Origin of the sequence: Rufibacter radiotolerans (genome assembly GCF_001078055.1) — a bacterium.
Lineage (GTDB): Bacteria > Bacteroidota > Bacteroidia > Cytophagales > Hymenobacteraceae > Nibribacter > Nibribacter radiotolerans.
Genome location: NZ_CP010777.1, coordinates 2,771,598 through 2,784,166, shown reverse-complemented (window position 1 = coordinate 2,784,166; position 12,569 = coordinate 2,771,598). Strand labels below are relative to the sequence as shown.

The 12,569-nt window shown below is 52.7% G+C and carries 11 protein-coding genes; 6 read left to right on the top strand and 5 right to left on the bottom strand.

Features of this window, described 5'->3' with window-relative positions; translation table 11 throughout:
* Positions 1-282 precede the first annotated feature (282 nt).
* The 3 genes from TH63_RS11565 to TH63_RS11555 form a co-directional block, all read right to left on the bottom strand.
* Complete coding sequence (locus TH63_RS11565; RefSeq protein WP_156180561.1) at positions 283-840, bottom strand: porin family protein; 558 nt, start codon at positions 838-840, stop codon at positions 283-285.
* Between the two features lie 602 nt (positions 841-1,442).
* Positions 1,443-2,924, bottom strand: coding sequence for an APC family permease (locus TH63_RS11560; RefSeq protein ID WP_048921076.1), 1,482 nt, complete (start codon positions 2,922-2,924; stop codon positions 1,443-1,445).
* 105 nt (positions 2,925-3,029) lie between these two features.
* On the bottom strand, positions 3,030-3,251 hold the full coding sequence (locus TH63_RS11555) for a CDGSH iron-sulfur domain-containing protein (protein WP_048921075.1): 222 nt from the start codon (positions 3,249-3,251) through the stop codon (positions 3,030-3,032).
* 376 nt (positions 3,252-3,627) lie between these two features.
* Between TH63_RS11555 and TH63_RS11550 the strand changes: the two genes are divergently transcribed.
* Together TH63_RS11550 and TH63_RS11545 are read left to right on the top strand one after the other, a co-directional pair.
* Positions 3,628-4,476, top strand: a complete 849-nt coding sequence (locus TH63_RS11550; RefSeq protein WP_048921074.1) for an OmpA/MotB family protein — start codon at positions 3,628-3,630, stop codon at positions 4,474-4,476.
* 243 nt (positions 4,477-4,719) lie between these two features.
* Positions 4,720-5,394 carry a hypothetical protein gene (locus tag TH63_RS11545; RefSeq protein WP_048921073.1) on the top strand — a complete coding sequence of 225 codons (675 nt, stop codon included), beginning with the start codon at positions 4,720-4,722 and terminating at the stop codon, positions 5,392-5,394.
* Positions 5,395-5,511: 117 nt separating this feature from the next.
* Here TH63_RS11545 and TH63_RS11540 read toward each other — a convergent pair whose 3' ends face one another.
* Positions 5,512-5,781 carry a hypothetical protein gene (locus TH63_RS11540; protein ID WP_156180559.1) on the bottom strand — a complete coding sequence of 90 codons (270 nt, stop codon included), beginning with the start codon at positions 5,779-5,781 and terminating at the stop codon, positions 5,512-5,514.
* A gap of 237 nt (positions 5,782-6,018) precedes the next feature.
* Here TH63_RS11540 and TH63_RS11535 point away from each other — a divergent pair, with 237 nt between their 5' ends.
* The 4 genes from TH63_RS11535 to TH63_RS11525 all read left to right on the top strand — a co-directional run bounded on the left by TH63_RS11535 (position 6,019) and on the right by TH63_RS11525 (position 11,154).
* The gene (locus TH63_RS11535) at positions 6,019-8,511 is read left to right on the top strand and encodes a PIG-L family deacetylase (protein WP_048921071.1); all 2,493 of its coding nucleotides are present in this window, start codon (positions 6,019-6,021) and stop codon (positions 8,509-8,511) included.
* Positions 8,512-8,650: 139 nt separating this feature from the next.
* Complete coding sequence (locus TH63_RS20795) at positions 8,651-8,776, top strand: hypothetical protein (RefSeq protein WP_262506165.1); 126 nt, start codon at positions 8,651-8,653, stop codon at positions 8,774-8,776.
* Positions 8,773-10,473: a sodium:solute symporter gene (locus TH63_RS11530; RefSeq protein WP_048921070.1), complete on the top strand. Its 1,701-nt coding sequence runs from the start codon at positions 8,773-8,775 to the stop codon at positions 10,471-10,473. Before TH63_RS20795 ends, TH63_RS11530 begins: the two co-directional genes overlap by 4 nt.
* Before the next feature lie 96 nt (positions 10,474-10,569).
* Positions 10,570-11,154, top strand: a complete 585-nt coding sequence (locus TH63_RS11525; protein WP_048921069.1) for a nitroreductase family protein — start codon at positions 10,570-10,572, stop codon at positions 11,152-11,154.
* Between the two features lie 111 nt (positions 11,155-11,265).
* Here the strand turns inward: TH63_RS11525 and TH63_RS11520 are convergent, their stop codons facing one another.
* Positions 11,266-12,138 carry a DUF2911 domain-containing protein gene (locus TH63_RS11520; protein WP_048921068.1) on the bottom strand — a complete coding sequence of 291 codons (873 nt, stop codon included), beginning with the start codon at positions 12,136-12,138 and terminating at the stop codon, positions 11,266-11,268.
* Between the last annotated feature and the right edge of the window lie 431 nt (positions 12,139-12,569).

Here is a 12,569-nt window from a genome sequence, read left to right as displayed (position 1 = left end):
AAGATAGAATTTCCCTTCGCCTTTAGCAGAACTTCTATCTTCACTATTCTGGGTCTGAATCAATTGCCCCCTTTTCAGGAAGAGGGCTCTCATCAGGATACCTACCTCCGGCATTCGGTTTCCTATTCTTCACAGGTAGCCTCCAGTAAGTCTTTGTAACCCCTCAAACCATCTTGGTGGAATGCTGGCGGCCGCCTGAGCGGCTCAAAAAAATGTCCCTTTTCTGCGCCTTTTTCTAGGAGCGGAGGAGGGACAGGTACTTATGTAAGAAAGCAGTAAGCCTTACCTTATTTTATACCCCAAAGAAAGCTGGAAAACATTGTTGGCATAATTGACGCCCTTCATGTGCTCATCTCTGGTGTCTGACAAGCCCACGTTATACCGCGCCGAAACTTGCCAGGAGCCCACGTCATACCCAAGCCCCAGGGCCAGGGCACCGTCATACCGGTTCAGCTTATCAGTGATGTCTTGGGAGTAACGGCCTTCCTGGCGGTCGGCGGCCAGTAAAATGCCAAACTGTGGACCAAACTGCGCATGGAGCCCGCCGGTCAGGGTGCCCTTGAAAATAAGCGGGATGTTCAGGTAATGGTAACGGTCAATATAGTCACGGGTCTCTACGCCTTGCTTGGAGTAAAGGATCTCGGGCTGCAGGGCAAACTTGCTGGAGATGGGGGTAGAGGCGAATAACCCGGCATGAAAGCCCACTAAGGGGTCTACATGGGTACCGGGTATACGCACGGTGGCCACGTTTAAGCCGCCCTTAATCCCAATGGTGGTCTGGGCCTGAACGCCCACTATACTCAATAGCGCCAAGGCGCCAGCCAATACAAATTTTTTCATATTCAAATAAGAGATAATCGCCTTGTCTGGTACGTATTCCCAAAGCAAAGGTAGGCTAAAGCCCAAAACGAAGCTAAATACTTTCTATTGTGCTAATTGGTGTCCTGAGTATACAACCCCTTCATTGTCTGGTTTTTGTCCGTGGAGAGTAGAAAAGCGGCTTAGGTACGCCTGTAAAGGCAAGAGGTAAATTTTTAAGAAAAGAATTAATGCAATTTGCAACTCTCCTCTTTCAGCTCCGTTAAAGAAGATATAACAATTGGTTAAATGGTTGACGCAAAAAAGAGGTAGCTAGTTTAAGAGTTATATTTTACGTTGAAACTTAACAAGGAAGATCGTTTTAGATAAGAATTTTAGGAGATACGAAAATACTTAGCAGCATCGGCGAAAGCCAACTCATCAAGTAGCGTTAGATGTTATTTAATCAATAATTGAAAAGCCTTCCCAGACGGGGAAGGCTTTTCACGTTTTAAGACTTTTCGTTTCTCAGTTTCAGCACCTGCGGGTCTGCATGTCACAAATAAAAGAGCCTTCCGTTTTAAGCCCGTTTTCCTAAAAACAGGCTTAAAACGGAAGGCTCTTTTATTGGGGTGCCAACAGGTTTAGTCCTCTATTTTCCTGAACCGTTTCCCGAAGAGAAAATACACCGGTACCCCTACGCCCACCAGAATAAGGCCTGGCCAGGAGTAATCAGGTTTATAGATGAGGAGAATGGTGCAGATGAAGGAGGCCATTATAATATAGAGTGCCGGCAGCACCGGGTAGCCAATGGCTTTGTACGGACGGGGCGCATCTGGCATGGTGCGGCGCAGCACAAAAATGCCGGCAATGGTGAGAATGTAAAACAGCAGCACCGCAAAAATCACGTAATCCAGCAGGTCTGAATACCGGCCCGAGAGGCAAAGCAAGCTGGCCCACACGCACTGGATGGCCAGGGCTGCCCCAGGTACGCCGTTCTTGTTCAGTCTGGCCATTCTAGGGAAGAAAAGACCGTCTTTGGCCATGGCGTAGTACACCCGCGGGGCGGAAAGGATAACGCCGTTATTGCAGCCAAAGGTGGAGATCATGATCAGGATGGCAATGGCAATGGTAGCCGGTGCCCCGCCAATCATTTCGGCCACGGCCGTGCCCACCCGGTCATTGCTGGCAAACTGAATTCCACGGCTCAGGACATCTATCCCGGCAGGGTCGCCTTGCAGGGGTAGGATAGCCAGGTACACCACGTTAATGAGAATGTACAGAATGGTGACAAGACCGGTGCCAATAGCCATGCTCAGGACAATGGTGCGCTTAGGGTTCACAATCTCATCACCGGAGAAGCCAATGTTGTTCCAGGCATCTGAAGAGAAAAGGGAGCCGATCATGGCCGTGCCAATACCTACCATCAAGGCCCAACCCGACAGGGTGGTGCGGGTGATGGCGCCGGTCTCTTTGTCTAGCACCACAGATTGGGCATCCCAGAGGTTAGAGAAGTTGAGGTCCATGACCTCGGCGTTGGTGCCCAGCAGCAAGCCAAAACCCAGCAGGGCAAACAAGGCTATGATTTTAGTGCTCCCGAAGATATTTTGGATGATGGTACCGTTCCGGACGCCCTGCTGGTTGACCAGCGTGAGCAAAATAATAGAGGCAATAGCCAGCAACTGCACCGAGGTGAATTGGAAAAAGCCCAGATCCAGCAGAATGGTCTCTTCAGAGAACCAGGGAACCAGCACGCCGGTAAAACGGGCAAAAGCCACGGCCACCGCGGCAATGGTCCCGCTCTGGATCACCAGAAACAAAGTCCAGCCATACAGAAACGCCACCAAAGGGCCATATGACTCGCGCAGGTACACGTACTGCCCGCCCGCGCGGGGCATAAGGCTGGTAAGTTCGCCGTAGCTGAGCGCGCCCGCCAGGGTCATGAGCCCGGTAAGGCCCCACACCAACAGCAGGTAACCGGCACTACCCACTGAGCGGCCAATGTCTGCGCTTACAATAAAAATACCGGAGCCAATCATGGAACCGGCCACCAGCATGACGGCGTCAAATAACTTAATCTCGCGCTTGAACCCGGTAGCGGCGGGGGCGGTAGCAGTCTCAGACATAGAGTTTCCTTAGGAGTAGAGAATCAGAAAGGGAAAAGGGAAGAAAAAGAAATGGCGGAGACCAGGTCTCCGCGCATCTTTTATAAAACTGGTAACCGGTAAGGGCTAGACTTTTTTTGGCGGCAGGTCAAAGGCCACGGCGTTGTGCTCAAAGTGATTCCTGTGCGAGCCATCGCAGAAAGGCTTGTTCTGGGAAAGTCCACAGCGGCAGAAGCTTACCACCTCACGGCCCTGCAGGTTATATTCGTTGCCCTGGGCATCTACTACCAGCAGGTCGCCTTCCACTTTCAGGGACCCGTTGCTGTTTACGGTGATTTTTGTTTTCATGCGGTTTTAAGGAAAATAGGTAAAAAACAGAAAGCCAATCTCCGCGCTACCTACGGTTTTACCCTGCAACGCAGATTTGCCTTGTTTCAAAGATAACAGTTTTGCTGAAAGCAATCACAGGCCTAATTCCTATTTTCAGAAAAGGCTGAGAGAAGTTCTGTTCCAATTTCCTGAGGTTAATAGAAAATGGGCGCTGAAGGGGATGGCGTAACGAAACCTAGCCGGAATTGGAAGGATTGAAGAATCTGGGGTCTTTGCGGTAAAAGAATTGCTTCCTGTAAGTTTATTTCGCTGTTTTAACCCTGGCCCCGGGTAACTGCGTATGAAAGGCCTGGTACTTCTCCATTGCGACAAATACTGATTACTATACCTACCCATGATGAAAAAAAGATTTATTGCCCCTGTACTGTCCGCCACCATCGCCTTAGGGCTGCTGGGCTCTTGCGTCTCCTCTAAAAAGTATGAAGCGGCCCTGGCCGAAAACCGTTCTCTGGTAGTGCTGCAGGACGAACTGTCTAAGCAGAAAGCCGAACTGGAAAGAGAGCGGGCGGCCTTGCAGCAAGACAAAGAACGCCTGAACAAAGAGAAAGCCGAACTAGCCGAAGAAAAAGCCTCTACCGAAGCATCGCTCCGCACCAACCTGAGCTCCAAAAGCCAGCAGGTAGACAAACTGTCCGCTGACCTACAGGCCCGCGAAGCCCGCCTGAAGGAAATGCAGCGTATTCTGGACGAGAAAGACCGCGCCGTGAACAACCTGCGCAAGGTGGTGAGCAACGCCTTGTTGGGCTTCAAGGCTTCAGACCTAACCGTAGACGTGCGCAACGGAAAAGTGTATGTATCCCTTTCCAACCAACTGCTGTTCAAATCTGGCTCTACCAAAGTAGACGCCGCCGGACAGGAAGCGCTTAAGAAACTGGCCTCTGTACTGCAGAACCAGCCTGACGTGAACGTGGTAGTAGAAGGCCACACCGATGACGTGCCAGTAGCCAAGGGAACCCTGGGCATGCAGGACAACTGGGACCTGAGCGTATTGCGCGCCACCGAAATCACCCGCATCTTGACCGAAGCCGGTGTAGCCCCGGGCCGCGTGACCCCATCGGGCCGTTCTAAATACGTGCCCGTTGACCCAGCCACTACCGCAGAGGCACGCCAAAAAAACCGTCGCACCGAGATTATCCTCACGCCTAAGTTAGATGAGCTGTTCCAGATCCTGGAAAAGAACTAACCGCGGCTTTCAAAGATAATTCCTTAAGGATAATACTTCCTTACTCCCTGCCTGGAAACCATTTCCAGGCAGGGAGTTCTGTTTTAGGGCCGTTTTAGCCAAAACGGCCCTAAAACAGAAAGGCGGTCAGTTTTTAAAATTTGTAGGCGGTTTTGGCGTTGTTCTTGCAGAAGACCAACTGCCACCTTTCCAGAAATTACTTACATTTGGTTAGGCAAACCACATTACAACCACAGATACCCCATGCATACCGGAAGATTTTTAGGACTGATTTTAGGAATCTCCACCTCCCTGGCGCTTTCGGCGCAGGCTCAGGTGACCGAGACCGAGAAAGAGGTGGAAACTGCCGTGAAAGAGACCCATGAGCCAGCGGTAGAACAGGAGCTGCGCACCTTCAAAGAATGGGTAAGGCTGCAGTCAGACAAAATCTCCACCACCACCCGGGCCGAGTGGCCTACCATCAAAAGTGATTTCGCCAGGCAGTCTAACAAGATAGAGAGCGGTTTCCAGAGCCTTTCTGAGAGCTCCAAGCGCGATTTCCTCGAGCTGAAGACCCGTTTCCAGGAACTGGAGAGCAAGCCCATGGCCGATGAGGTGCCGCTGCAGGCCGAGGAAGTGAAACTGCGGGAAAAAGACCTGCTGGGCTCCTTCGGGAACGTGCGCAACATCAGTCCCATTCACATGCGCGAGGCTTATATCACGTTCATGCAAAACGTGCGGGCAAAACGCCCCACCTGGACCTCCCGTGACTGGGACTACGCCGATTACATTCTCCAGAATCTGGGCAAGCGCAAAGCCGCGGTAGAGGAAAAACTCTCTACCCTTGATGAGATCAAGATCCGGACCCTTATTGGCGAGTTCTATACCCTGCGGTCTGGCCAGGAATTCAAGGAGCAGCAGAAAGCCAAAAATAAGTAAGCACTGCCCGCAGACCTGCCGGAAAAACCATACACAAAAGGGGAGTAGTTTTAAGCCTGTTTTCAGAAAAACAGACTTAAAACAACTCCCCTTTATTAATTAAGAATCAACGGCCGCTTACAGGCTGTCTTTCAGTTCCACGTTTTTGGTGGTAGAGGAATTGGAGGTGTTCTGCTCGCCCCGCGTCTGGGAGTTGCCTACCCGGGTCTGGGTTTTCTCCGTGGCAGAGGCGCCGGTGGTGTCATTGGCCGGTGGGTTTACCGTGGCGTCATTGTTCATCTGGGCAGCGTCTGTGGTGGCAGGGTTGGTGGTCTTTCCAGTCTGGGAGTCGCAGGCCACTAAAGTGGTCATGCCAGCCATTACGATCAATGCAAATATCTTCTTCATAGGTTGAGTGCTTTAAATCAATGTATTAGTTTCTGTAAACTATCAAACCCCTTAAAAAGTTATACCATGGCCAGAGCCTTCGGTTTTAAAGAACCCGGGGAGGGTTCACCAATTGGGTGTCATGCTGAGGAATTCCTTTGCGGGTTTCTGCACTTGGCTTAAAATTCCATAGCTTTACAGGGGGAGCATCCCGCGTTGCCGAGGGCGCTTTCCTTTACCGTTGACTTGCTGCTTTACATGAGATTGAAACATAAGCTGGCGGCCGCGGTGCTGCTAACCGGTTGGGCTTCAAGCCCGGCATTGCAAGCCCAGGCACCTAAGAAACCCAACGCCGCCGATATCAGGCTGGCCCTGGAGAAGCTGAACGTAGTGGGCAGCGTGCTGTACCTGGCCGCCCACCCAGACGACGAGAACACCCGTCTGATTGCCTACCTGGCCAATGAACGCAAACTGCGTACCGGCTACCTGTCGCTTACCCGCGGCGATGGCGGCCAGAACCTCATTGGCCCCGAGATAAGGGAAGAACTGGGCGTGATCCGGACCCAGGAGCTACTGCAGGCGCGCCGGCTGGACGGGGGCGAGCAGTTCTTCACCCGGGCCAATGACTTCGGGTTTTCCAAAGACCCCGCCGAGACCTTCACCATCTGGAACAGAGAGCAGGTGCTGGCCGATGCTGTGTGGGTGATCCGGAAGTTTCAGCCGGACGTGATCATTACCCGTTTCTCGCCGCAGCCCTCCGGCACCCACGGCCACCATACCGCCTCGGCCATGATAGCCCTAGAGGCCTTTGAGGCCGCCGCAGATCCCAAGCGCTTTCCGGAACAACTGAAAACCGTCACGCCTTGGCAGGCCAAGCGCCTGCTCTGGAACACCTCTTCTTTTTTCTACGCCCAAAACCAGCAGTTTGACGCCTCAGACAAACTGAAGCTGGACGTAGGCACCTATAATACCCTGCTGGGGAAATCATACAATGAAATTGCCGCCGAAAGCCGGAGCATGCACAAAAGCCAGGGCTTCGGGAGCAGCGGCACCCGGGGAGAGGCCATTGAGTATTTTGAGTTCCTGAAAGGGGCCCCGGCCAAGGCCGATCTGCTGGAAGGCGTCACTACCACGTGGAACCGCGTGCCCGGCAGCCAACCGGTGGCCAAATTGCTGCAACAGGCTTTGGGGTCGTATGATCCTTCTAATCCGTCGGGCGTGGTGCCCACGTTGCTCAAGGCGCACACGGTCCTGGATAAAATGCCCGCCTCTCCCTGGAAGACGGTCAAACAGCAGGAATTGCAGCAGGTGATCAAAGCCTGTCTGGGCCTTTACCTGGAGGTGTCCTCTACCAAAGAATACGCCGCCGCTCCTGGCCAGATGTTGCAGTTGCAGTTGGAGGCTGTGAACCGGTCAGCCGTGCCGGTTTCGCTCAGCAAAATAGAATATCTCTTCGCGGCCCGCGATACATCGGTGCAGCAGGCTCTGGAGAAAAACCGGCCGTTGTTTATCAAGACCCAGTTGCCTATCCCGGCGAGCACCTCTTACTCCGCGCCTTATTGGCTCAGGGAGCAGGGTACTACGGGCATGTTTACGGTGAAAGACCAGCTGCTCATCGGGTTACCCGAAAACCCAGCTGCGGCCCAGGTGAAAGTGCAGATCCTGGTGCAGGGGCAACCGTTGTCTTTTGTTTTGCCGGTGATCTACAAGCGCACGGACCCGGTAGAAGGAGAGCAGTACCGCCCGTTTGAGATAGCGCCGCCCGTGTTTGTGAACCTCACGGAGAAAGTGTACATGTTCGCCGATACCCAACCCAAACCGGTGACCGTGCGCGTGCGGGCAGGTCAGGACCAGTTGGAAGGGCAAGTGCAGCTGCAGCTCCCCAAAGGCTGGCGCTCAGAACCCGCCTCCACTTCCTTTAAACTGACCCAGAAAGGCGAAGACCAGCTGTTTACGTTTCTGGTGTACCCTAGTGAGGCCCAAACCGAAAGCACGCTCAGCGCTACCGCTACCATGGCCGGAAAAACCTACAACCAAAGCCTGAAGACCATCAGCTACGCTCACCTGCCCACCCAAACCCTTTTCCCTCCCGCTGAGGCCAAAGCCGTAAAGCTGGACCTCAAACGCAAGGGGCAGCGCATAGGGTACTTGATGGGCGCCGGCGATGAAGTGCCGTCCAGTTTGTTGCAGATTGGCTACCAGGTGGAGCAATTGCAGGTAGGAAATCTGTCACCAGCGGCCCTAAAGAAATACGATGCCGTGGTGGTGGGCGTGCGGGCCTACAACACCCTGGAGCGTCTAAGATTCCAACAGCCGCAGTTGCTGGAATACGTGCGCGACGGCGGCACGCTGGTGGTACAGTACAACGTGAACAATGGGCTGGTGACCCAGGCGCTGGGGCCTTTTCCGCTGAAGCTTTCCAGTGATCGCGTCACAGTGGAGGACGCTGAGGTGCGGTTCCTGAAGCCAGATCACCCCGTGCTCAACAGCCCCAATAAAATCACCCCGCAGGACTTCAAAGGATGGGTGCAGGAACGGGGTCTGTACTTCCCGGGCCAGTGGGCCCCGGAATACGAGACCATCATTTCCACCAATGACCCCGGCGAACCTGCCCGCGAAAGCAGCCTGTTAGTGGCTAAGTATGGCAAAGGGCATTTTGTGTATACCGGGCTGTCGTTCTTCAGGGAGCTGCCGGCCGGAGTGCCAGGAGCGTACCGATTGTTCGTGAACCTGCTGTCTTTGGGGCAATAACCTTTAGGTAATTAAGAATTAAGAATTAAGAATCGGGGAATGAAATTCTGGTTTCTGTTTTGGGCCTGTTTTAAGGAAAACTGGCCCAAAACAGAAAGTGCTTTTTCTCCATCAAGCATATTAACCTACTACTAGCTGCATGACCAAAGGAGATATAGACCCACCCCCGTTCTTTAAAACCTGGGCCGCCATGTATGGGCTGGTGCTGGGCGTGTTGGCCGTGCTGATTCTGATTTTTTACCTCATTACCCGGGCGTACCAATGAGTGGCATTGACTGGGGCGTCTTGATTGGCACCATTGCGTTTATTGTTTTGTACGGCGTCTGGAAAACGCGCAAACCCCAGCACATGTCGGGGTACCTGCGTGCTGATAATACCGAGCGCTGGTGGATGATGGGGCTTTCCATTATGGCTACCCAGGCCAGTGCCATTACTTTTCTCTCTACCCCGGGGCAGGCCTTTGAAGACGGCATGCGGTTTATCCAGTTTTACCTGGGCCTTCCGCTGGCCATGGTGGTCTTATCAATCACGGCCATTCCCATCTATTACCGGCTTAAAGTATTCACTGCCTATGAGTACCTGGAAAGCAGGTTTGACCTGAAGACCCGTTCTTTGGCGGCGATGTTGTTTCTCTTGCAGCGCGGCCTTTCTACTGGTATCACCATTTATGCCCCGGCTATTATCCTGTCGGCTATTCTGGGTTGGAATTTGACCGGCACCATTCTCTTTATTGGGGTGGTGGTGACCTTTTACACGGTGGTGGGCGGCACCAAGGCCGTGAGCCAGACCCAGCGCCTGCAGATGGCGGTGATGCTGGGCGGCATGGCCACGGCGGCCGTGGTGGTGGTGCGGCTGCTGCCCGAGGACGTAGGCCTGTCCGAAGCCCTGGTGGTAGCGGGGGAATCCGGAAAGATGAATTTGATAGACCTGAATTTCAACCCCAATGACCGTTACAACCTCTGGTCTGGCCTCATTGGCGGTTTCTTCCTGGCGCTTTCCTACTTCGGCACGGACCAATCGCAGGTGGGGCGGTACCTGGGCGGCGAAACCATAGCACAAAGCCGACTGGGGCTGCTCATGAACGGGCTGGTAAAGGTGCCTATGCAGTTTTTGATCCTGCTGGTAGGTGTGCTGGTGTTTGTGTTCTACCAGTTCCATCAGCCCCCGCTGTATTTTAACCAGCAGCAGGCCGCCAATGTGATTGCCTCAGCGGCGGCGCCGGCCTGGCAGAAACTGGAACAGGAAAGTACGCTGGCCTTTCAGGCGAAAAAGCAGGCTACTCTGGATCTGGTGGCGGCGCACCAGGCAAATGATGCACCTAAAAAAGAAGCGGCCGCCCTACAGGCACAACAAGCCGAGGAAAAGCGAAAAGGCCTTCGCGCCGAGGCGCACCAACTGGTCAAGAACTACAACCAAGGCACCGACTTTAAAGATACCGACTACGTTTTCCTGACCTTCGTGACCCAGCAATTGCCCCGCGGGCTGATTGGCTTGCTGCTGGCAGTGGTGTTGTGCGCGGCCATGGGCAGCACGGCGTCGGCGTTTAACTCCCTGGCGTCTACTACCGTGGTGGATGTGTACAAGCGGTCTATAATGCAGGGCGCCTCAGATGACCATTATGTAAAGGCTTCGCGCTGGTTCACCATTGGTTGGGGAGCGGTATCTATTTTTTTCGCGCTTTTTGCCTCGCAGCTGGAGAATTTGATTCAGGCGGTGAATATTCTGGGCTCTTTATTTTACGGCACCATTCTGGGGGTATTCATTGCCGCCTTCTACTTCAAGCGCCTGGCCGGGAATGCTGTTTTCTGGGCCGCCGTCTGCACCCAAATGATCATCTTTGCGCTCTACTTTACCACAGATATTGCGTATCTCTGGTATAACGTGATAGGGTCTGCGCTGGTGGTAAGCATAGGCTATGCGCTCCAACCGATTTTGCCTGCCTCTGCCGCCAAAGAAATTTAGGCTCCCGGAGGAAATGCCTTGTGCCCGTTACTAAATTCGCCCTCCGTTTTGAGGCTGTTTTCTGGAAAACGGGCCTAAAACAGAAAGACCAAAACCATGAACGAAGACTTCCATCGCCTGCAGCAGATCATCAAAAATAGAAGGACCGTAAAGCCGGCCCAGATGAACGGACAGCAGATTCCAGATGCGCAGGTGAGGGAACTTCTGGGGCTGGCTGATTGGGCGCCTACGCATGGCCATACCGAGCCCTGGCGGTTTATTGTCTATTCCGGCGAAAAGGCGCAAGAGTTCTGCGCAGCGCATGCTGACCTGTACCGGCAACAGGCAGGTTCGGAAAATTTTCAGGATAGCAAGGAAGACAAGTTGCGCCACATGGGCGACAAGGCCTCTCATGTGCTGGTGGCTTACATGCAGCGCGGCAACCTGCCCAAGATTCCGGAACTGGAAGAAATTGCCGCTACCGCCTGCGCCATCCAGAACCTGCTGCTGGGCGCCACGGCCCTGGGCATTGCTTCTTACTGGGGATCTGGCGGCATGGCCTACCACCCGGCCATGAATGAAATGCTGGATCTGCGCGAGGAAGACGTGGTGCTGGGCATTCTGTATCTGGGCTATACTGACCAGGAGAAGTCCGCCGGCAAGCGGATGGTGCCTTTGGAGGAGAAAGTGCGCTGGGCGTAATACTTGCTTTCGCCGTTTATCAAGAATTCATGAAAAGCAAAAAGCCCCGCTGAACTTCTTCAGCGGGGCTTCCCGTTTTGGGCCTGTTTTCAGGAAAAGGGCTTAAAACGCTTATTTGTTTTTGATCTCGGCTAAGAGTTTCTCATTGAGCGCCACGTAATCGGCGTTGTTCTCCTTCTTAGACAGTTCAATGGATTTCTGGGCCGTGGCACGGGCACCTTTGTAGTCCTTTAATTGGGCCTGAAGCTTAGCCTGGTAGTGCAGGTTGTAGAACTTAGGATCTTTCTCATTGGCTTTCTGATACCAGGTAAGCGCCTGCTTCAGGTCTTTGTTGTTGGTGGCGTAGTAGTTAGCCGCCGCCGCGTATAGCGCCGGGGTCACGTTGGTGCCTTTTACCACCTGGTCCTGAATCTGGGCCATCACTTTCGCGTCTACGTCTGTCGTGATTTTAATGGGAACCAGGGTGTTTTCCCAGCTGATCTGCAGGGTGCCGCCGCTGTTGGTAAGGTCAGCAAAACCAATGGTGAAGGTTTCTACTTTCTCCGCCAGTTTTTTAGGCGTTACCTTAAAGCGAACCAAGTCATCAGACTGCTTGTAGTCTTTGCCGCCATCGCCCCAGTGCTCGGTGTTTTTATGGATAACAATGGTCCAATCCTTTTCGCCGGGAATGGTGTACAGCGCGTATTTGCCGGCCGGTACCTTGTTGCCTTCCATCATCACCTCATCACTGAGAATGAGTTGGGTAGATTTGTTGGCGCCAGTTCTCCAAAGCTTTCCGTAAGGTGCCAGGTCGCCAAAGACCTTACGGCCTTTCATGCTGGGGCGGGAATACTCAATGGTGATATCGGCCAGACCAATGGCCTGTTTCACGGTAGCGGCCGGGCTGGCGGCGGGCATTTTGATTTGGGCTATAGCAGCGGGGTAAGCCAGGAAAAAGGCAAAAGCCAAAACCAGGGCTACTTTTAAAGACAAGAGATTTTTCATAGATTATTGAATGATGGTGTAGGTTATACTATCCTGTAAAAGTAACGAAAATCAGCCACTAAGCCTATAGTAAAGGTCAGGGCTTTGCCTGATTCAAGTGTTGCGTAGTTGTACGATAGTTTGTATTAATGGGATAAAAATAACATTGAATGGTAGTTTTTGTGAATGAAAATGAGTAAATTCATAAAATAGAATCCTCCATAATTTAACATTCTCATAATTCCACTTCTAAGCCAACCATGGGAAAGTTTCTTGCCACTCAGGATTATTAGTTTTTTGATAGTCTTTTTGCAGGAGAAGCGAAAGAAAAATTACGAAAGGCGAGGGTGTGTAAAGTAGTGAAAGACAATATATTGTAAAATAAAGCAAGGCAGTGTAGCCCGTTTTTCTTGCCAGTAAAAACTCGCCCGGAGAAAGCGGCTATTGTAAAA